This is a genomic window from Rathayibacter sp. AY1C7, assembly GCF_002931865.1.
GTDB lineage: Bacteria > Actinomycetota > Actinomycetes > Actinomycetales > Microbacteriaceae > Rathayibacter.
The window spans coordinates 130,898-151,650 of sequence record NZ_PSWB01000006.1 but is presented as its reverse complement, the minus strand read 5'-3'; the positions used below and the strand labels follow the sequence as shown (position 1 = coordinate 151,650).

Genomic DNA, 20,753 nt, shown 5'->3' with positions numbered 1-20,753 from the left:
CCCCCCGCCCCCTCGCCTCCGGGCTGATCGCGCTCGTCGCGACCGGTGCCCTGCTCTTCGGCGCGACCCCGGCCCTCGCCGCGGAGAACCCGCAGAAGCCCCTGTCCTCCTCCGAGGAGGCGCCGACCGGCCTCGCTCCCGCGAGCGAGTCGCCCGAGGCCGCCCAGCAGACCGCCCGCGCGGCCGTCAGCTACTACAACGCCCTCGTCGGCGGCGAGGAGCTGGCCGCCGGACAGCGGATCGTCTCGGGCACGAACGGCTACTCGTTCCGGATGCAGACCGACGGCAACGCGGTGGTCTACGACCCGCAGGGCCGCCCCACCTTCGCGACGAACACCCAGGGCCGCGGCGACCACCTGGTCATGCAGACCGACGGCAACATGGTCGTCTACTCCGCCAAGGGCGGCCCCGTGTGGAGCACGAACACGATCAACGAAGCGGGCGCCTCGGTGATCATGCAGCCCGACGGCAACCTCGTCGTCTACCGCGAGAACGGCTCGCCCGCCTGGGCGAGCAGCGTCCGCCGCGTCATCGCCGAGCCGGTGACCGACACGCTGTTCACGGAGCAGACCCTCCGCCCCGTCCACCAGCTCACCTCCGCCGACGGCCGCTCCAGCGCCGTCATGCAGAACGACGGCAACTTCGTCGGCTACGGCCCCCAGGGCGCCGTCTGGGGCACCGGCACCGGCGGCTCCGGCAACCGCATCACCATGCAGAAGGACGGCAACGCCGTCATCTACGGCTCCGACGGCTCCGTCAAGTGGTTCTCGGGCACGCGCGGCAAGGACCTCCGCCTGGGCATCAACAACGCCGGCTCGCTGATCATCGTGAACCCGTCCGACGACGTGATCTGGACCAGCCAGGCCGCCTTCCCCTCGACCACCCTCTACGCGGCGAACTCGCTCGAGGCGGGCAGCTTCCTCCGCTCCGCGAACGGCGTCTACCGAGCGGTGATGCAGGCGGACGGCAACTTCGTCGTCTACGGCAAGAACGGCCCGATCTGGGCGTCGAAGACCACCCGCGCAGGCGGCTTCTTCGCCCTCGACACCAGCGGGCAGATCGCCGTGGGCACCGAGACGACGAGCGGATGGTCGGTCGTCCCGCCCGCCGCGTCGGTCGGCCCCTACAAGCTCGTCATGCAGGACGACGGCAACCTCGTCGAGTACGACAGCCGCCGCGCGGTCTGGGCCAGCCGCGGCTGACGCCCCTCCGCCACGACGCCCCCTGGTCCCCGGACCGGGGGGCGTCGTCGTCTCCCCCGCCGTGGGACGATTCCCCCGACCCCGCCGCCCTCCCCGACAGGACTCCTGCGATGACGCACCTCCCCTCCGGCCGCTCCCTGACCGCCTCCCTCGCGGCGCTCGCCGCCACGGGCGCGCTCCTGCTGAGCTCGCTGCCCGCCGCCGCGGTCGAGGCCCCGCCCTCGGCGTCCTCCGCCGTCGCCTCCGCCGCGGTCCTCCGTGCCGGCGAGCAGCTCGCGCGCGGCGAGCGCCTGGTGTCCCCCGACGGCGCCTCCTCCCTCGTGATGCAGACCGACGGCAACGCCGTGGTCTACGCCGCCGGCGGCCGTCCCACCTGGGCCTCGGGCACGCAGGGGCGCGGCGACAGCCTGCGGATGCAGGACGACGGCAACCTCGTCGTGTACGCCGCGGACGGGCGCCCGGTCTGGGCGAGCGGCACGGTGGCCGACCCGGGCGGCGAGCTGCGGATGCAGGACGACGGCAATCTCGTGATCTACCGCCGCAGCGGCTCGGCCGCCTGGGCCAGCAGCATCGGCGGCCGGATCGACGAGCCGCGCACCGACACCCTCCGCCGCGGCAGCACCCTCTACGCGGGGAACCGGCTCGCCACCCCGGGAGGCACCACGGCGGTGATGCAGGCGGACGGCAACCTCGTGGTCTACGGGCAGGGCGGGGCTCTCTGGGCGAGCGGCACCCGCGGCCGGGGCAACGTCCTCCGGATGCAGGACGACGGGAACGCCGTGGTCTACACCGCGGACGGCGCGCCCCTGTGGGCCTCGGACACGTCCGGCGAGCCGGGCGCCACGATGGTCCTCCGCGAGGGCGATCTCCGGATCGCGGACGACTCCGGCGTGCTCTGGAGCAGTGCCGCGCTCGTCGTGCGCGACTCGCTCTCCCCGAGCGGCCTCGTCGTCGCGGGCACGCGGCTGACCTCGGCGAGCGGGCAGTGGCGGGCCGAGATGCAGCGCGACGGCAACTTCGTCGTCTACGGGCCGAACGGCGCGGACTGGGCGACGAACACCTCCTCCGCCTCCGGTGCCGCCTTCTCGATGAGCTCCGAGGGCCGGCTCGACGTGGCCGACTCCCGGATCCTCTGGCTGCGGTTCCCGAGGATCTCCTTCGGTATCGGCCAGACCGGCGTCGTCGCGCCCTACCGCCTCGTGCTGCAGGACGACGGCCGCCTCGTCGAGTACGACGGCATCGGACGGGCCGTCTGGGCCAGCCGGGGCTGACGCGCGACGCATGATGGAGGGGTGAGCGACCCCGGCGACTTCATCCGCTCGGCCCTGGAGTACGAGGGCGACGTCTGGCGCGCGCAGGACGTGCGCGAGCGCCTGGGAGCAGGGCTCGACTCGACGGGCGCCTCGGTCGGGGCGGTCCGCGGCACCGTCCGCGACGCGCTGAGGAAGTTCCGCTCGCTCGAGCACGACGACGTGACAGCCCTCTCCTCCGAGCTGTGGGAGCCGGCGGTGTTCGAGCCGCGGCTGGCGGCCGTCGTGCTGCTGCAGTCACGAGCCGAGTGGCTGCGCGGCTCCGACCTCACCCGGCTCGAGGGCTTCGTCCGCGACTCCCGCGTGGACGAGCTGAGCGACCCGCTGGCCCGCGACGTCGTCGCTCCGCTCCTGGCAGGGCTGCTTGGTGCGGCGCGGACCCGGGCGGACGCGGTCCTCGACCGCTGGGAGGCGGAGGGCGGGCGCCTGGCGCGCGCGGCCTCCCTGGCGCGGGCCTCGGTCCCGACGGAGCACGGCTGAACGGCCGCTCGGACCGACCGCCCCGCGGAGCCGGACGCCTGCTCAGGCGGCCCGGTACTCCTGAGCCGCCGTGCCGTCCGCCACCCGGATCCGCGTGTCGAACTCCAGGCCCGGATCGACCCGGTGCGCGATCAGGACCACCGTCCGCCCCTCGGCGGCGCGGAGCAGATCCCCGAGCAGGGCGTCGGCCACGGGAGCGTCCACCGACGCCGTCGGCTCGTCCAGCACCAGGACGCGGAAATCGGCAAGAAGTGCACGTGCGAGGGCGATCCGCTGAGCCTGGCCGCCCGAGACGAGCGAGCCCCGCTCCCCCACCCGCGCGTCGAGCCCGCCGCGTGCAGCGACCCAGGGCCCGAGCCCGACCCGCTCCAGCACCGCCTCGAGCACGGCGGCGTCGGCCTCGGGCCGCGCGAAGAGGAGGTTCTGCCGGATCGTGTCGTCGAAGAGGTACGGCTGCTGCTCCACGAGCCCGACCCGCGTCCGCACCTCCGCCTGGGGCAGCGTGCGCGCCTCGACCCCGCCCAGGAGGTAGCTGCCGGAGTGGTCGAGGAAGCGCACCAGAGCGTGCGCGAGCGTCGTCTTCCCGGACCCACTGCCGCCGGTGACGAGCACGCGGGCGCCCTCCGGCAGGTCGAGCGAGACGCCGCGCAGCGCGGGCGTGTGCGCGCCGGGCCAGCTCACCGACAGGTCGCGCAGGACGATGCCGGCGCCCCGGGGAGCCGGGGCGTCCGGGTCCACGTCCGCGTCGGTCGCGAGCGCCGGCGACGCCGCCTCGGCGTCCAGATCAGCCAGGCGCCGAGCGCTCGAGAGCGCGGTGCGTGCCGCCTGCACGGCGAGCGGCGCGGCGGCGGCGACCTCGAACACCGCGAGCGGCACGAGCGCGACGACTCCCAGCGCCGGACCGCCGAGGTCGCCGATCACCGGGATCCCGAGCGCGAGGCCCGCCCAGACCGCACCACCCGAGCAGAGGGCGAGGACGGCCGCGGCCAGTCCGGCGGAGGCCCCCCGTCGACGCGCCGCCCGGGCGAGCGACTCCTCCGCGCGTGCCACGTCCGCCAGAGCGTCACCCGCGGCATCGAAGGCGATGAGCACGTCGAGGCGGGTGACCAGCAGGTTGAGGCGCTCGGCGAGCTCCCCGCGCAGCGGCGCCAGCTCGCGGTCCGCCTGCGCGGAGAGCCGGCCGGCGCCCAGGGCCCCACCGGCGAAGGCGAGGACCAGCAGCGCCAGCAGCACGGCGCCCATCGCCGGCAGTAGCAGCCAGACGCCGACCACGGAGACCGCAGCGACCAGCGCCGCGACGACCAGCGGCTGCACGACGCGCAGCGGCACGTCCTGCTGGGCGTCGACGTCCGCCACCACCCGGGAGACCAGGTCGCCACGGCGCACGCGGCCCAGCCCGTCCGGCGCGACCGGCACCAGGCGCTCGTAGACGCCCGCCCGGAGCTCCGCGAGCGCGCGGAAGGCGGCGTCGTGGCCGGTCAGCCGCTCGAGGTAGCGGAAGAAGGCCCGCGCCAGCGCGAAGGCCCGCACGCCCACGACGGCCATGGAGAGGAACAGGATCGGCGGCTGCTCGGCCGCGCGGACGATCAGCCAGGCGGAGCAGGCCAGCAGCGCCACGACGGCGGAGGAGGAGAGCAGCCCGAAGGACAGACCCGGCAGGAAGCGGCGCGGCCCGGGCATCGCGGCGCGGAGGACGTCGGAGCGGTTCACCTCGCGACCGCCTCCGCCGGCGCCAGGGCGATCACGGCGTCGGCCGCCGCGACGGTCGCGGGCCGGTGGCTGGCGACGACGACGATCGTCCCGCTCTCCGCCAGCGACCTGAGTCCGGCGAGCAGCGCCCGCTCGGACTCGTCGTCGAGGGCGGCGGTCGGCTCGTCCAGGGCCAGCACCGCGCACCCGCGCTCGAGCAGGCGGTGCACAGCGCGGGCGACGGCGACACGGGCGCTCTGCCCGCCCGAGAGGCCCGTCCCCTCGGCGTCGAGCCGGCGCTCGGGGTCCATGTCGACGGCGGCGATCGCCAGGGCCCGCCGCACGCGCTCGGGGTCCGGCGAGAGTGCTCCGAGCCCGACGGCGGAGGCGACGCTCCCCGGGAGAAGGTCGGGCCGCTGGCCCGCCCAGGCGAGCGTCGACCGCAGATCCGCGACCGGCGACCCGCCGAGCAGCAGCGTGCCCGAGAAGGGCACGAAGCCCGCGAGCGCGGCGATCAGCGTCGACTTCCCCGACCCGCTGGGCCCGGTCACCACGGTGATCGACCCGACGGGGAGCACCGCGTCGACAGGAGCGAGCGTCCGCCCGCGTCCGTCGTCGACCGCGAGACCCCGCAGCTCGAGCGCCCCCGTCGCCGCCGGGGCCTTCCCGCGAGCGGGCAGGGCCGCCGCGCGCTCGAGGACGGCGAAGGCGCGGTCCGCCGCCTGCACCCCGTCCGCCGCCGCATGGAACTCGGCACCGACCTGGCGCACCGGCAGGAACACGTCCGGCGCCAGCACCAGGACGAACAGCCCGACGGCCAGCCCCAGCGAGCCGTCGACGAGCCGCAGCCCGATCGAGACGGCGACCAGTGCGACCGAGAGCGAGCCGGCGAGCTCCAGCACGAAGCCGCTGACGAAGGTCACCCGCAGCACCTTCATCGTGTGCACGCGGTAGTCCTCGGTCAGCGCGCGGATCCGCGTCGCCTGCCGCTCGGCCCGCCCGAAGATCTTGAGCGTCGCGAGGCCGCCGACGGTGTCGACGAAGCCGGACGCGAGCGCCTGCAGCCGCTCCCACTGCCGCGCCTGCACGACCTGAGTCGCCCAGCCGATCAGCACCATGAACACCGGGATGAGCGGCAGGGTCACCACCAGGAACACCGCGCTGAGCGGATCGGCGAGGAAGACCACGAGCGTCAGGAGCGGCGTCGCCACCGCGGTGGCGATCAGCTGCGGGAGGTAGCGGGCGAAGTAGCCGTCGAGGGAGTCCAGTCCGCCGCCCAGCAGCGCGACGACCCCGCCCGAGCCCCCTTCGGAGCGGCCCGCCGGGCCGAGCTCGACCAGTGCGGCGAGGACCGCCTGCCGCAGCTGCGCCTTCGCTCCTGCTCCTCCGCGCACCGCGTTCACCTCGGTCGCCCAGGCGAGAGCCGCCCGCGCCGCGACGACCGCGAGCAGGGCGGCCAGCAGCGGCGCGAGATCGTCGGCGCTCCTCCCGTCGACCGCACCGGCCACCAGCTGCGCCACGAGCCACGCGAAGGCGACGATCGCCAGGGTCCTCGCCAGCGCGAGCACCCCGCCGAGCAGGAGGAACACGCGGGCCGCCCGGGCGTAGCGGAGCAGGCGCGGATCGAGGGGCTTCACGTCAGTGGGCGTCGACCGGGATGTGCGCGCGGCTGATGCGCTTGCGGAAGATCCAGTAGGTCCAGGCCTGGTAGCCGACGATGAGCGGCACGAACACCAGGGCGGTCCAACTCATGACCGCCAGCGTATAGGGCGTGCTGGAGGCGTTCTCGATCGTCAGCCCGTAGGCGGGGACGTTCGAGGCCGGCATCACCGCGGGGAACAGCGTCGCGAAGAGGGCGAGCACGGCGAGCGCGATGGTGCCGGCCAGCAGCGCGAAGGCGCGTCCCTCCCGGCCCCGTGTGATGGCGAGCCAGCCGCCGACGAGGGTCGCGGCCGCGCCCGCCGAGAGCGCCCAGGAGGCGGTGCTCCCCTGGCCGAGGTTGGTCCAGGCCAGGAAGACGGAGGCGACGACCACGGTGAGCAGCCCCGCGCGGGTCGCCAGGCGGCGCGCACGCTCGCGGATACCCCCCTCCGTCTTCAGGGCGACGAAGACGACTCCGTGCGTGAAGAAGAGCAGGAGGGTGGTCGCTCCGCCCAGGAGCGCGTAGGGGTTCAGCAGGTCCAGGACGGTGCCGGTGAAGTTGTGGTCGGCGTCCATCGGGACGCCCTGCACGATGTTCGCGAAGGCCACGCCCCAGAGGAAGGCGGGCACCGCGGAGCCGACGACGATCATCGTGTCGAAGCGCCGCTTCCACTGCGCCTCCGGACGCTGGTGCCGGTACTCGAACGAGACGCCGCGGGCGATCAGCGCGAGCAGGATGAGCAGAAGCGGCAGGTAGAACCCGCTGAAGAGCGTGGCGTACCACTCCGGGAACGCGGCGAACAGGGCGGCGCCGGCGACGATCACCCACGTCTCGTTCAGGTCCCACACCGGGCCGATCGTGTTGATCAGCACGCGGCGGTCGGTGTCGTCGCGCCCGAGGAACGGGAGCGACATGCCGACGCCGAAGTCGAACCCGTCGAGGACGAAGTAGCCGATGAAGAAGAACGCGACGATCCAGAACCAGAGAACGGCGAGATCCATGAGGGGTGCCTCCTAGTAGACGGTGCCGACGAGCTGCGGGCGACCGCTCTCCTCGTCGACCTCGGGAGCGTCGTCGGGGCCGGCCTGCGCGGCCCGCTTGATCAGGCGGAACTCGACCACGGCGAGCGTGCCGTAGATCGCGGTGAAGGCGAGCAGCGAGATCAGGACCTCGAGGCCGCTCACTCCGGGCGAGACTCCGTCGGCGGTCTTCAGCAGTCCGAACACGAGCCACGGCTGGCGGCCCATCTCGGTGAAGACCCAGCCCACGATCATCGCCATCAACGGCAGCGGGGCGGCCCAGATCGCGACCTTCCACATCCACTGCTTCGGCTCGCGGCCCTTCCGGGTGAACCAGAGGCCGGCCGCGGCGACGCCGATGGCCAGGACGCCGAGGGCCATCATCCAGCGGAACGACCAGTAGGTGACCCAGATGATCGGCGTGTAGTCGCCGGGTCCGTAGACCTGGGTGTACTGCGCCTGGAGGTCGTTGATGCCCTCGACCGTGCCGGTGAAGGTGTGCGTCGAGAGGAAGGAGAGCAGGTAGGGGATGCGGATCGAGAACAGCTCGCTCGAGCCGTCCGGCGTGCCCCAGGTGAAGACGGAGAAGGAGGCGTCGACGCCCGTGGAGGTCCTGTAGAGCGCCTCCGCGGCCGCCATCTTCATCGGCTGCGTGTCGACCATCGCGAGGCCGAGCGAGTCGCCGGTGAACAGGGTCAGGCCGCCGCTGACGAGCATCATCCAGGCGCCGAACCTCAGCGCGGGGCGCATGGTCTCGAGGTGCTGGTTCCGCGAGAGGTGGTAGGCCGCGACGCTGATGATGACGGCGGCCGAGACCATGAAGCAGGCGAAGATCGTGTGCGGGAACGCGGCGAGCGCGACCTTGTTGGTGAGGAGCGCCCAGATGTCGGTGAGCTCCGCGCGGCCCTTGGTCTCGTTGATGCGGAAGCCGACCGGGTTCTGCATGAACGCGTTCGCGGCGATGATGAAGTAGGCCGAGAGCGTGGTGCCCAGCGTGGTCAGCCAGATGGTGGCCAGGTGCAGCTTCTCGGGCAGCTTGTCCCAGCCGAAGATCCAGAGACCGATGAAGGTCGCCTCGAGGAAGAAGGCGAGCAGGCCCTCGAACGCCAGCGGGGCCCCGAAGACGTCGCCGACGAAGCGGGAGTAGTCGCTCCAGTTCATCCCGAACTGGAACTCCTGGACGATCCCGGTCACGACGCCCATCGCGAAGTTGATCAGGAAGAGCTTCCCGAAGAACTTCGTCAGCTGCAGGTAGTGCACCTTCCCGGTGCGCACCCAGCAGGTCTGGAAGATCGCGACGGTGAGCGCCATGCCGATCGTGAGCGGCACGAACAGGAAGTGGTAGATCGTCGTCAGACCGAACTGCCATCTCGACAGCAGGAGCGGGTCCAGGAGTTCGTTCACAGCTCCGAGAGTAGGTCGGCGGAAGGGGTCCGACGGCCTCCGATCCCAGTACTGGGGCGGATGTGCGGCCTTCCGCGAGCTCCTGGCGGCACCCTTTCCGGGGTGGCCCCGGACGCCCCTCCGAGCGCTCCAGCCGACCGGTCGCTCGACGTCGAGACAGTCCCTCTCGACGTCGAGGGAGTCCCCCGCGCGGCGACTGCCGAGCGGGGCTCGCCTCCGTCGGACCCGCCGCCGGCGACCTCTCGACGCCGAGCGATCAGGCGGGCGACGGAGCGCTGAGACTTCCTCTCCCGGGCCTTCAGCGGATTCCCAGGCGCACATCCGCGAGATCGGCCGTGGAAATCCGTTCACTGCGCGACGCCATCGACGGACTCGCCCGGTGAAGAGACTCCCGGAGCCGATGCCGATGTGCCGTCGGCGGGCGCCCCGCGGTCAGCCGGCGTCGACGCGCGAGCGGGAGCCGGAGAACCAGGCGGGCGCCTGGAAGCCGTACTTCAGCACGGGCAGGTCGCGGGTGAGGCGCCAGTAGCCCAGCGCCGCCGCGACGCCGATCCCGCAGACCAGGAGCGGCACGACCGGTCCGATGACGTCGAGCCAGCGCTCTCCGTCGAAGAGCAGCAGGGCACTCGTGGCGAGCGAGACGAAGAGGACGTGCACCACGTACACCGGGAGCGTGTTGCGGCCGATGAAGGTGATCCAGCCCGCGCCGCGCCGGTTCGAGAGGAAGCGGGCGACCACGAGCCCGGCGAGGACCGCCAGCACGCTCACCAGGACCAGCCCGATCGTCAGCAGCGGGAAGCGGGCGCGGACGGCGAGGATCACGCCGGCGAGCACGAGGAACAGCACGCCGAAGCCGACTCCGCTGAGGATCCCGCGGCGCTCCACGAACGCGATCACCGCGTTCCGCAGGTAGAGGCCGAGCAGGAAGAACATCAGGTAGCGGGCCATGCCGTCCCAGGCGATGTTCCCGGTGCCCTCGGAGGTGCTGGAGCGGACGGCGTACCAGACCACGGCGATCGCGGTCGCGATGCCGATCTGCACCCGCCAGTCGATCCGGCCCTGCGCGAGCTTGGCGGCCACGAAGAAGATCGTGAGCGCGTAGAGGAACCAGAGCCCGTTGTGCGGCATCACCGGCTGGAGGAGCAGCGCGAGCGGGTCGGACTCGTCGGTGCCGCCCGGGTTGGGCACCACCAGGAAGAAGAGGAACCGCACCACGGACCAGAGCAGGAAGGCCCAGACCAGCAGGCTCAGCCGCGAACGCCAGAGCTCCGGCCACGACCGGGTGAGCACGGAGCCGGCGAACAGCCCCGAGGCGAGGAAGAACAGCGGCATCCGGAAGGTGATGAGGAGGAGGTTGATCTCGTTCCACGAGTCGGGGGCGATCCCGGCCGTCGTGGTCCACTGTACGGAGTGGGCCAGGGCGACCAGGATGATCGCGATGCCCTTCGCCGTGTCCACCCAGGTGATGCGTGCGCGTGCCATGAGTCCTCGTCGTGATCGTCCATCGGAAGTCGGCCGGCGGCGACGATGACGATGGCGATGTGCAAGTGTTGCACGGCTGTGCATCCTCTGTGATGTTCTGCGCGGATCCGATCACGGCGATCCGGTGACGGAGAGACGGCCACCGGGTGCGCGGGTCCTCGGACGGCCTCCTCGTGGACGACGCGCCCCCGCCGATGCCCGAGGATCGAGCCATGACTCGAGCGACGCCCTCCGGCTCCGCCCCCGGCCCCCGCCGCATCCGCCTCCGCCTCCTGGTCGCGCTGCTGGTGCTCGCGCTGGTCCTCGCCGGCGCGGGCATCGCCCTCTCGCTCGCCTCGCGGAGCGGAGGCGCGGGCGCTCCGGCCGCAAGCTCCCCCGACCCCGGCCCGACCTCCTCCGTCGACGTGGCCGAGCGCGTCGCCGGTCTCGAGAAGCGCTTCGCCGCCGGGTTCCCGCAGCACAGCATCGTCCTCACGGGCAGCTCCACGATCGGCCGCTGGACGACCTCCAAGGAGGACCTGCGTCCGCTCGAGACCTACAACATCGGGATCGGCGGCACGACCGTCGCCGATCACCTCGCGTGGCTGGACCGCATGGTCGCCCCCTTCGATCCCCGCGCCGTGATCGTGTACGTGGGAGCGAACGACATCAGCGGCGAGGAGGGCTCGCGCACCGGCGCCCAGACCGCCGGCGCCGTCGTCGAGTACCTCCAGCGCGTGGAGGAGGTCGCCCCCGACGCCGAGCTGTTCTACGTCGAGATCGCGGAGACGCCCGCCCGCGCCTCCGTCGGCGCCGAGGTCCGCGCCGCCAACACCGCGGTCAGCGCCTACGCCGAGACGGACGACCGCGTCACCTTCGTCCCTACCGCCGACGCGCTCGTCACCTCCGACGGCTCTGTCGACCCCTCCCTCTTCGTCGACGACGGCCTGCACTTCGACGAGGCCGGCTACGCCCGGTTCTCGGAGGCGGTCCGCGCGGTGGTCCTGCCCGCTCTGGAGTGAACCGACGGGCCGACGCACTGCAGCCCCGCTCGACGTGAGCGGCCCGGGGACACCGCGCCCGGAGCCCCCAGTGTTGACCCTGAAGGGGGACACGGCCCCTCCGCCGCGCGCGCCTATCCTGGCCCCGCGTCATCGCCGACAGCGCCCTCTGCACCGCCGCAGACCGCCGCTCGCTCAGCAGCGCCGACCGTCTCGGAGTCACCGATGCCCCGCTCGAGGATCCGCCCCCGCGGTCTCGCCCTGCTCACCGTCCTGGCGATCACGGCCGCCGCGCTCGTCGCCGGGCCCGCGGGTCCGGCGTCCGCCGCTCCCGTCGTGCCCGCCGGCTTCACCGACTCCCGGGTGGCGGCCGTCCCCGCGCCGACCGCCCTCGCCTTCACGACCGACGGGCGCACCCTCGTCTCCTCGCAGACCGGAGCGATCCGGGTGATCCGCGGAGGCAGCCTTGTCGCCACTCCGGCCCTCGACCTGCGCTCGAAGGTCTGCGCCAACGGCGAGCGCGGCGTGCTCGGCCTCGCGGTCGACCCGGCACCGGGCTCGCGCACCGTCGTCGTCTACTACACCGCGAAGGGCTCCGACTCCTCCTGCCCGACCAACGCCGGCGGCACGGTGAACCCCGCGGGAGCCCCGCGCAACCGCGTCTCCTCGTTCCAGCTCGGCACCGACGACCGCATCGACCCGGCCTCCGAGCGCGTCCTCCTCGACGGCATCTACTCCCCCGCGAGCAACCACAACGGCGGCGACCTCGCCATCGGCAAGGACGGCCTGCTCTACGTCAGCGTCGGCGACGGCGGCTGCGATTACCGCGGCGGAGTCGGCTCGCCGGGCGGCAGCGGCTGCGGCGGCCGGAACGACGCCGCCCGCGACCCGAACATCCTGAACGGCAAGATCCTCCGGATCACCCTCACCGGGGGCGTCCCGGCCGGCAACCCCTACCTGGGCACCGGGACCGCCTCCTGCCGGCTCGCCCCGGCCGCCGCGGGCGTGCGCTGCCGCGAGACGTTCGCGAGCGGCCTGCGCAATCCGTTCCGGATGGCCTTCGACCCGAACGCGACCGGCACCGTCTTCCGCATCAACGACGTGGGCCAGGACGCCTGGGAGGAGATCGACCAGGGCGTCGCCGGCGCCGACTACGGCTGGAACACCCGTGAGGGCCACTGCGCGAAGACCGGCTCGGCCTCGAACTGCGGAGCCGCGGCGCCCGCCGGTCTCACCGACCCGGTCCACGACTACGCGCACAGCAGCGGCTGCGCCTCGATCACGGGCGGCGCCTACGTCCCCCGCGGCGTCTGGCCGGCCGCCTACGACGGCGCGTACCTCTTCGGCGACTACGTGTGCGGGAAGATCCGGACCCTCGGCCGCACCGGCGCGGCCGGCGACCTCGTGACCGGCCTCGGCGGCAGCAGCGCCGTCGCCATGGCCTTCGGTCCCTCGCGCGGGACCCAGGACCTCTTCTACACCAGCTACGCGAACGGCGGCGAGGTCCGGCGCCTCGCCTACACCGCCGCGGCGAACCGCGCCCCGACCGCGACCCTCACCGCCGCCCCCTCCTCCGGCGCGGCTCCTCTCGCCGCGCGGCTGAACGGCTCGGGCAGCAGCGACCCGGAGGGCGGTGCCCTGACCTACCTGTGGTCGTTCGGCGACGGCACCCCCGACCGCATCACGACCGGCCCGACCTTCACCCACAGCTACGCCGCCGGCAGCTGGACCGCGTCCCTCCGCGTCCGCGATCCGAAGGGAGCCGTCTCCGCACCCGCGACGACGAGGATCACCTCGGGCGACAGTGCCCCGACGGTGAGCATCACCGCACCCGCCGACGGAGGGGTGTTCGTGACGGGCCGGAGCTACGGCCTCCGCGCCACGGCGACCGACGCCGAGGACGGCGTCCTGCCCGCCTCGGCGCTCACCTGGACCGTCCAGCGCCGCCACGCTCAGCACACGCATCCCTTCCTCGGGCCGCTGACGGGGAACGACCTCTCCTTCGTCGCCCCCGGCCCGGAGGACCTCGCCGCCGCCGCGGACAGCGACCTCCTGATCAGCGTCACGGCGACGGACTCGAGCGGAGTGTCGACGACGGCGACGCGGACGTTCTCCCCGCAGAAGGTCTCCGTCACCCTGGCCACCGCTCCCGCCGGCCGGACGGTCGTCGTCAACGGCACCGAGGTCGCCGGAGGCACGACCGTCGTCTCGTGGGCGGGCTCGGCCCTCCAGCTGGAGGTCCCGGACCAGACCGACGCGTCGGGCACGGCCTATCGGTTCTCGTCCTGGTCGGACGGCGGCGCCGCCTCGCACAGCGTCGTCACTCCCGGGAGCAGCACCACGCTGACCGCGACCCTCGTCTCCGCCGGGCTCCCCGGCGCTCCGACCGCCGTCACCGCCACGGCGGGCTCGGACGGCACGGCGACGCTCGCGTGGTCGCCCCCCGCGGGGACCGGTGGCTCGGCGGTCACCGGCTACCGGGTGTCGCGCGACGGGTCCGACACGAGCGGAGCCGGAGCCTGGAGCGCCGTGGTCGCCGCGACCAAGCGCTCGCAGACCTTCACGAAGCTGGTCCCGGGCCGCAGCTACACCCTCTCGGTGCAGGCGGTCACGGCGAACGGCACCGGCCCGGCGGCCTCCGCGCTCGTCGCCGTCCCCTGACCGCTCGGCGTCCACCGGCCTCCCGGGCGCAGCCCTGCCGCCGCCCAGCCGTGCGCCCCTACGATCGAGCCATGCCGAGCATCCGGAGCCGCCGTCGGCCCCAGCCCCCGATCGAGTCCGCGGCGGGCGGGGGCGCCCGGTGAACGACACCCTCACCGGGATCCTGGACTTCGTCGTCAGCGTCCCCCCGGTCTGGCGGACGCTCCTCGCCGGACTCGCGATCTTCTTCGAGACCACGATCCTGGCGGGCCTCGTCGTCCCCGGCGACACGATCGTGATCGTCAGCGCGACCGGCGTGACCAGCCCGCTGCAGTTCGCGGCGCTGGCCGTCACGGTCGTCATCGGCGCCCTCTGCGGCGAGTCCGTCGGCTTCTACCTCGGCCGCTGGTTCGGGCCGCGGATCCGCGCGTCGCGCCTGGGACGCCGGCTCGGCGAGAAGAACTGGCTGAAGGCCGAGCGCTACCTCGCGCGGCGCGGCGGGTTCGCCGTGTTCCTCTCGCGATTCCTGCCGGTGCTGCACTCGCTGATCCCGCTGACGGTGGGGATGAGCGGGATGCGCTATCGGACCTTCATGGCCTGGACGATCCCGGCGTGCGTGCTCTGGTCGTCCGCCTACGTCGGCGTCGGCGCGGCCGCGGCGGGCAGCTACCGGGAACTCTCGGAGAGCCTGCACGGCGCCGGCTACGTCTTCGTGGGCGTCATCGTCGTCTTCGCCCTGCTCGTGCTCCTCGGGAAGAAGCTCCTGAACAGAGCGGAGGCGCGTCACCTCGACGAGTGACGCGCCTCCGGGCGTGAATCCGGGGAGGATCAGTCGACGAGACCCGCCGACTTCAGCCACTCGCCCGCGATCGCGGACGCGGACTTCTGCTCGTTGACGCTCTCGGAGTTGAGGGCGACGAGGTCGTCCGCCGTGAGCTTCGCGCTGACCGCGTTCAGCACCTCGGCCGCGTCGTCCGTGATCTTGCTCGAGACGATCGGCACGACGTTGTCGGCCACGAACAGTCCGTCCGGGTCCTCGAGAGCGACGAGGTCGTTCTTCTGGATGTTCGGGTCGGCCGTGTAGACGTTCGCCAGCTGGATCTGGTCGCTGGTGAGCGCGTCGACGGTGGTCGATCCGCCGCTGTCCTCGATCGCCTGGAAGGTGGTCGTGATGCCGTACTTCGACTGCAGGGTGTCGGGCCCGTAGGGGCGCGTCTGCAGCTCGGAGTTGCCGCCGACCACGATCGGGTCGGTGACGTTCTTGAGCGACGCGATGTCGGTCAGGTCCCACTTGTCGGCGAAGGCCTGGGTGACGGTGTACGAGTTCTGGTCGCTGGCCTCGGCGGCGTCGAGGGCGCGGAGGCCGTCGGGCAGCGCGTCGCCGAGCGCGGAGTACACGTCGTCGGCGGTGGTGGCCGTCGCGTCGGGCTCGAGCGCCTGCAGGAGGCTGCCGTCGTACTCCGGGAAGACGTCGATGGATCCGCTCTCGATCTCGGGCAGGTAGATCTCGCGCTGGCCGATGCGCAGCTGGCGGTCGACGGTGAAGCCGTCGTTCTCCAGGGCCTGCGCGTAGATCTCGGCGAGGATCTCGTTCGAGTAGTAGTCCTGCGAGCCGACCACGATGGTCTCGCTGCCCGCAGTCGCACCCGATCCCTCATCGAGCGGATCGCTCGAGGAACACCCTGCCAGTGCCACGACGGCACCGACCGCGAGTGCGCTGAGCGCGACACGGCCCTTCGTGAAATGTGCTGTGAACATTGCTATTTCCCTTCTTCGATGGGGATTCCCATCACCGCGCGTCGTCGGGGCGACGAAGCGCGGGAACCTGTGCGGCCGGCGGTGCCGGCCAGGCCGAGCACGACTCCGCGCGGCACGGCGAGCCGCTGGAGGAGGGCGAAGAGGACCTCGCTGAGGAGCGTCAGCACGATCACCAGGATCGAGCCGGCGAGCATCTGCGGGTAGTCCCCCGACTTCACTCCGCGGAAGATGTACTGCCCGAGGCCGCCGGCGCCGATGTAGTCGGCGAGCGTGGCGGTCGCGATGATCTGCAGCGCCGCCGAGCGGAGCCCGCCGATCAGCAGCGGCAGCCCCAGCGGGATCTCGACCTTCGTCAGGATCTGCCACTCGGTCATGCCCATCGAGCGCGCCGCGTCGACCGTGCGGCGGTCGACCGCCTCGAGCCCGGAGTACGCGCCGGCGAGCACCGACGGGATCGCGAGCACGACGAGGGCGATCACCGGAGCGCCGAGGCCGAGCCCCAGGCTCATCGCCGCGAGGACGAGCACGCCCAGTGTCGGCAGGGCGCGCAGGCCGCCTGCGACCGGCACGGCGATGCCCTTGCCGCGCCCGGTGTGCCCGATCAGGTAGCCGATCGGGATCGCGATCGCGGCCGCGATCACGAGCACCAGCAGGCTGATTCCGACGTGCTGGGCGACACGGGTCGGGATCGCGTAGACCCCGGTCCAGTGCGCGGGGTCGGCGATCCAGGCGAAGGCCTCGGCGATGAGGTTCACGACGTCACCGCCCTCTCGACCGCGACCGGTCTGCGCGAGCGGCGCGTGCGGTCCAGAGCCGTCCAGGGCATGAGGAGACGGCCGATCAGCACCAGCAGTCCGTCGAGCACCAGCGCGAGGACGATCGTGAGGACGATGCCCGTGACGATCTCACCGGTGATGCCGCGCTGGAAGCCGTCGGTGAAGAGCAGGCCGAGGCTCTGGATCCCGAGCACCGCGCCGACCGTCACCAGGCTGACCGTGCTGACCGTGACCACGCGCAGGCCCGAGAGCAGGACCGGGCCGGCCAGCGGGAACTCGACCCGCCAGAAGCGCGCCCAGCCGGAGTAGCCCATCGCGGTCGCCGACTGGCGGACGTCGTCCGACACCGCGCCCAGTGCGTCCGAGGTGGTGCGGACCATCAGCGCGACGCCGTAGAGGGTGAGGCCCGTGATCACGTTGGCGGTCGAGCGGAGCGGGATGCCCAGCAGGACCGGCAGCAGGATGAACATGGCCAGCGAGGGGATGGCGTAGAGCACGCCGAGCCCCGTGAGCAGGGTGCCGCGGCTCCAGCGGTAGCGGTTCGCGAACCAGCCGAACGGCAGCGAGACGAGGAAGCTGAGCAGGATCGGCGGGACCGACAGTGCCAGGTGCGCCAGCAGGTTCGCGACGATCGCGTCCGTGTTGTTGACGACCCAGTTCACGCGGCGGGGCCGTCCTGCGCGCGCAGCACTCCGGTCGGACGCCCGTCGCCGTCGACCACGATGCGGGCGCCGTCGCGCTCCTCGATCCGGAGCGAGCGCTTGCCGCGGTCCGCACCGACGAAGCCGGCGACGAACTCGCTCGCGGGGTTCGCCAGGATCTCGGCGGGCGAGCCCTTCTGCGCGATCCGGCCGCCCTTCTCGAGGATGACGACCTGGTCGCCGAGCAGGAACGCCTCGTCGATGTCGTGGGTGACGAAGACCACGGTCTTGTCGAGCTCGTCCTGGAGTCGCAGGGTCTCGCGCTGCAGGTCGGCGCGCACGAGAGGGTCGACCGCGCCGAACGGCTCGTCCATCAGCAGGATGTTCGGGTCGACCGCGAGGCCGCGCGCCACGCCGACGCGCTGCTGCTGGCCGCCGGAGAGCTGGCTGGGGTACCGGGCGGCGAGCGCACGGTCCAGTCCGACCGTGTCCATCAGCTCGAGCGCGCGGGCGTGCGCCTGCTTCTTGGCGACCCCGTTCAGCCGCGGTACGGTCGCGATGTTGTCGATGACCTTGCGGTGCGGCAGGAGGCCGGAGTTCTGCATCACGTAGCCGATGCGGCGGCGGAGCGCGACGGCGGGCAGGGACGAGATGTCCTCGCCGTCGATCTCGATGGTGCCGGAGGTCGGCTCGATCATCCGGTTGATCATGCGGAGGATCGTGGTCTTCCCGCAGCCCGAGGAGCCGACGAAGACGGTCGTCTGCCGGGAGGGCAGCACGAGCGAGAAGTCGTCGACCGCCCGCGTGCCGTCCGGGTACTGCTTGCTGACGTTGCGGAACTCGATCACGAGGCCGCCCGCCGTCCGGCGGTGTGCGCGCCGATCTGTCCCTGGTCCACGACTGTGCCCGCTCTCGCTCCGCGCGTCCGGCCGTTGCACGGCCCGCGGCCCCGAACGGGGCCAGGCGGCAAGGAAAACACCATTAGCAGCCGCCTGCCAACCCGGACCGCGAAGTGTTGCGGGATGTTCCGGGAGCGACTAGGGCCTTGACAGCCCGGGCCGGTCAGGACTCCTCGACGGCTCCGTAGTGCGAGGTCATGTAGTGGCGCAGCAGCGAGCGGCTCTCGTCGATGAAGCGCTGGTCGCCGTTGGGGTCGATGAGGAACGCCCGCGTGAGCAGCGCGTCCGCGACCTCGATGGTCACCTCGAGGCGGAAGGACAGCTGCGCGCCGCCCGGGAGGCCGTACTCGGACGCGAGGATCTCGGCGAAGCGGCGGGCGAAGAAGCCGGCCTCGAACGCCTCGCCCGCGACCTCGGGGGCGTGGATCGTGTCGACGAAGCGGATGGAGCGGAAGCCCGGCTCGTTGCGGTGCATCTCGCAGAAGGCGTCGATCGCGCAGTCGACCGCGCCCCACCAGTTGCCCGGGTGGGTGTCGCGGATCTCGGTGATGACGCGGCGGCGGAAGCGCTCGAGGGCCCGTTCGCGCAGCGCCTGGAGGACGGCGATGCGGTCCGGGAAGTAGCGGTAGACCGTGCCGATCGCGGCTCCCGCGCGCTCGGCGACCATCGCCGTGGTCAGGCGGTCGAAGCCGACCTCGTCGACGACGGCGGCCGCCGCGTCGAGCAGCGAGGCGAGACGGGCGGCGCTGCGCACCTGCACCGGCTCGTTGCGGACCTGGGACGATTCACCGAACGGTCGATCGACGAGGTTTCCAAGAGGCACGGCGGGCTCCTTCGGTCGTGGTTCCTACAATCGTACGCACGGCGACCGCCGGTCGGGGTCGTCTCATCGAAAGTCCCTCGTGTTTCGCGCCCCCGGAAGGGCGACGGCTCCGCGGGTCCGATACACCCGGGAGAAACCATGTGCGGACGCTTCGTCCTCTCGCAGACCACCGCCGACCTGGTGGCGCTCTTCGACATCGACGAGCCGGGCGCCGACCTGCCGGAGCCGTCCTGGAACATCGCGCCGACCCAGCGGATCGCCGTCGTCGCGGAGTCGATGAAGGGGGTCGACGAGGGCAGCCCGCCGCGGCGTCGGCTCGCCGGAGCCCGCTGGGGCCTGGTGCCCCGCTCCGCCGCCGACCCGTCCGCGGGGCCGCCGCTGTTCAACGCGCGGATCGAGTCCGTCGCCGAGAAGCCCTCGTTCCGCGAGTCCTACGCCTCCCGGCGCGCGATCGTGCCCGCCTCGGGCTGGTACGAGTGGCGGGTCGGCGCGGACGGGGCGAAGGCACCCGTCTACGTCTCGCCGGGCGAGGGCTCGCTCCTCCTGTTCGCCGGTCTCTACGAGTGGTGGCGCTCGGCCCAGCCGGGCTCTCCGTGGCTGCTCTCGGCGACGGTCCTCACCCGCCCCTCCGCCGGGCCGCTCGCCGAGGTGCACGAGCGGATGCCCGTGCTGCTGCAGCCGGAGCTGATCGAGGACTGGCTGGACCCGGCGTCCCCCGGGGACGGCGAGCTGCTGCGCGCGGCCGCCGAGGGCGCGGCCGAGCTGTCCGAGGAGCTCGAGGTGCACGGCGTCGGTGCAGCCGTGGGCTCCGTCTCGGCGAACGGCCCCGAGCTGATCGAGCCCACCGGAGCCTGACGATCGCGTGAGAGCGCGATCCGCGGTCCGGCATCCGGTCTGACAGACTGGGCGGATGCCGCTGACGCCCGAGAGCAAGCCCCTGAGCGCAGGCAAGGCGGAGGTCATGCACCGCGCCGCCCGCCTCGAGGACCGACTCCACTCCTTCCGGATGAGGCGCGTGAAGCGCAAGGGCTACGTCCCGAGGGTCATCCCCTACACCGGCTACGGCTCGACGACGGAGCTGCGCGTCCTGGCCCGCGTCCTCTACACGCGGCCGACCCCTCCCGGGGTCGAGGAGGTCCGCCCCGTCGAGGGCGTGCGCGGCTGGCGGAGCTTCACCAGCGTCTTCGTGAGCGGGGCCGTCGTGACCGTCGAGGCCGACGGGCAGACCCACCGGGTGACGGCCGACCGCGGCGGAGTCGTCGACGCGGACCTCCCGATCACGCTCGAGCCCGGCTGGCACACCATCACCTTCTCGACCGCGGGCTCGAAGCCCGTCGAGGCGCCCGTCTTCATCGTGCGTCCGGAGGCGCGGCTGGGCGTCGTGTCGGACGTGGACGACACGGTGATGGTCACCGCGCTCCCCCGCCCCTTCGTCGCCGCCTGGAACACCTTCGTGCTCGACGAGCACGCCCGGATGCCCACGCCCGGCATGGCGGTCTTCCTCGACCGCTTCGCCCGGCAGTACGAGGGCTCCCCGGTCATCTACCTCTCCACCGGCGCGTGGAACGTCGCCCCGGCGCTCACCCGCTTCCTCTCGCGGCACCTGTACCCGGCCGGAGCGCTCCTCCTGACCGACTGGGGCCCGACGCACGACCGCTGGTTCCGCAGCGGCAAGCAGCACAAGGAGATGAACCTCCGCCGACTCGCGGCCGAGTTCCCGGACGTGCGCTGGCTGCTGGTCGGCGACGACGGGCAGCACGACGAGGAGATCTACTCCGACTTCGCGGACGAGCACCCCGACAAGGTCGCCGCTATCGCGATCCGCCAGCTCTCCACCGGCGAGGCGGTGCTTGCGGGAGGCCGCTCCAAGGCCGAGGACCGCTCCCTGACCAGCGGCACGACCTGGGTCTTCGCGCCCGACGGCGCCGGCATCTCCGAGCAGCTGACGGAGCTCGGCATCCTCTGATCCCGCACCGGCTCCGGGAACGACCGGAGCCGTCCGCTCCCC

Annotated in this window: 18 protein-coding genes; 8 read left to right on the top strand and 10 right to left on the bottom strand. The window is 72.7% G+C overall.

Going from position 1 to position 20,753, the window contains the following annotated elements:
• From C5C69_RS05265 to C5C69_RS05255, 3 genes are all read left to right on the top strand, one after another.
• The coding region (locus C5C69_RS05265) for a hypothetical protein (protein ID WP_104257420.1) at positions 1-1,202 on the top strand (1,202 nt) is incomplete at its 5' end.
• A gap of 110 nt (positions 1,203-1,312) precedes the next feature.
• Positions 1,313-2,473: a hypothetical protein gene (locus C5C69_RS05260; protein WP_104233753.1), complete on the top strand. Its 1,161-nt coding sequence runs from the start codon at positions 1,313-1,315 to the stop codon at positions 2,471-2,473.
• A 21-nt stretch (positions 2,474-2,494) separates the two neighbouring features.
• Positions 2,495-2,992, top strand: coding sequence for a DNA alkylation repair protein (locus C5C69_RS05255; RefSeq protein WP_104233754.1), 498 nt, complete (start codon positions 2,495-2,497; stop codon positions 2,990-2,992).
• 42 nt (positions 2,993-3,034) lie between these two features.
• On the opposite strand, the gene cydC is transcribed toward C5C69_RS05255, so the two are convergent.
• The 5 genes from cydC to C5C69_RS05230 form a co-directional block, all read right to left on the bottom strand.
• Positions 3,035-4,702, bottom strand: coding sequence for a thiol reductant ABC exporter subunit CydC (gene cydC, locus C5C69_RS05250; RefSeq protein WP_104257419.1), 1,668 nt, complete (start codon positions 4,700-4,702; stop codon positions 3,035-3,037).
• Entirely contained in the window at positions 4,699-6,318 is a 1,620-nt protein-coding gene (gene cydD / locus C5C69_RS05245) for a thiol reductant ABC exporter subunit CydD (RefSeq protein ID WP_104233756.1), read from the bottom strand. The genes cydC and cydD overlap by 4 nt, the downstream gene beginning before the upstream one ends.
• A 1-nt stretch (position 6,319) precedes the next feature.
• The gene (cydB, locus tag C5C69_RS05240) at positions 6,320-7,324 is read right to left on the bottom strand and encodes a cytochrome d ubiquinol oxidase subunit II (protein WP_104233757.1); all 1,005 of its coding nucleotides are present in this window, start codon (positions 7,322-7,324) and stop codon (positions 6,320-6,322) included.
• 12 nt (positions 7,325-7,336) lie between these two features.
• The gene (locus tag C5C69_RS05235) at positions 7,337-8,746 is read right to left on the bottom strand and encodes a cytochrome ubiquinol oxidase subunit I (protein ID WP_104233758.1); all 1,410 of its coding nucleotides are present in this window, start codon (positions 8,744-8,746) and stop codon (positions 7,337-7,339) included.
• A gap of 432 nt (positions 8,747-9,178) precedes the next feature.
• Positions 9,179-10,228, bottom strand: coding sequence for an acyltransferase family protein (locus tag C5C69_RS05230; protein WP_104348320.1), 1,050 nt, complete (start codon positions 10,226-10,228; stop codon positions 9,179-9,181).
• Between the two features lie 212 nt (positions 10,229-10,440).
• Between C5C69_RS05230 and C5C69_RS05225 the strand changes: the two genes are divergently transcribed.
• The 3 genes from C5C69_RS05225 (at position 10,441) to C5C69_RS05215 (ending at position 14,647) form a co-directional block, all read left to right on the top strand.
• Positions 10,441-11,229 (top strand): GDSL-type esterase/lipase family protein, encoded by a 789-nt coding sequence (locus C5C69_RS05225; protein WP_181067827.1) that lies wholly within the window; start codon positions 10,441-10,443, stop codon positions 11,227-11,229.
• Between the two features lie 204 nt (positions 11,230-11,433).
• Positions 11,434-13,869, top strand: coding sequence for a PQQ-dependent sugar dehydrogenase (locus C5C69_RS05220; protein WP_104257418.1), 2,436 nt, complete (start codon positions 11,434-11,436; stop codon positions 13,867-13,869).
• A gap of 139 nt (positions 13,870-14,008) precedes the next feature.
• Positions 14,009-14,647, top strand: coding sequence for a DedA family protein (locus C5C69_RS05215; protein WP_104223112.1), 639 nt, complete (start codon positions 14,009-14,011; stop codon positions 14,645-14,647).
• A 29-nt stretch (positions 14,648-14,676) separates the two neighbouring features.
• Here the strand turns inward: C5C69_RS05215 and C5C69_RS05210 are convergent, their stop codons facing one another.
• The 5 genes from C5C69_RS05210 to C5C69_RS05190 all read right to left on the bottom strand — a co-directional run bounded on the left by C5C69_RS05210 (position 14,677) and on the right by C5C69_RS05190 (position 18,745).
• Positions 14,677-15,606 (bottom strand): ABC transporter substrate-binding protein, encoded by a 930-nt coding sequence (locus tag C5C69_RS05210; protein ID WP_104223111.1) that lies wholly within the window; start codon positions 15,604-15,606, stop codon positions 14,677-14,679.
• A gap of 2 nt (positions 15,607-15,608) precedes the next feature.
• Positions 15,609-16,361, bottom strand: a complete 753-nt coding sequence (locus tag C5C69_RS05205; RefSeq protein WP_104225632.1) for an ABC transporter permease — start codon at positions 16,359-16,361, stop codon at positions 15,609-15,611.
• The gene (locus tag C5C69_RS05200; protein WP_104223109.1) at positions 16,358-17,044 is read right to left on the bottom strand and encodes an ABC transporter permease; all 687 of its coding nucleotides are present in this window, start codon (positions 17,042-17,044) and stop codon (positions 16,358-16,360) included. Before C5C69_RS05200 ends, C5C69_RS05205 begins: the two co-directional genes overlap by 4 nt.
• Entirely contained in the window at positions 17,041-17,871 is an 831-nt protein-coding gene (locus C5C69_RS05195; protein WP_104225631.1) for an ABC transporter ATP-binding protein, read from the bottom strand. Before C5C69_RS05195 ends, C5C69_RS05200 begins: the two co-directional genes overlap by 4 nt.
• Positions 17,872-18,085: 214 nt before the next feature.
• Positions 18,086-18,745 (bottom strand): TetR/AcrR family transcriptional regulator, encoded by a 660-nt coding sequence (locus tag C5C69_RS05190; RefSeq protein ID WP_104223107.1) that lies wholly within the window; start codon positions 18,743-18,745, stop codon positions 18,086-18,088.
• Positions 18,746-18,883: 138 nt separating this feature from the next.
• Here C5C69_RS05190 and C5C69_RS05185 point away from each other — a divergent pair, with 138 nt between their 5' ends.
• Positions 18,884-19,600, top strand: a complete 717-nt coding sequence (locus tag C5C69_RS05185; RefSeq protein WP_104233760.1) for an SOS response-associated peptidase — start codon at positions 18,884-18,886, stop codon at positions 19,598-19,600.
• Between the two features lie 55 nt (positions 19,601-19,655).
• Positions 19,656-20,711 (top strand): App1 family protein, encoded by a 1,056-nt coding sequence (locus C5C69_RS05180; protein WP_258065221.1) that lies wholly within the window; start codon positions 19,656-19,658, stop codon positions 20,709-20,711.
• Positions 20,712-20,753 lie beyond the last annotated feature (42 nt).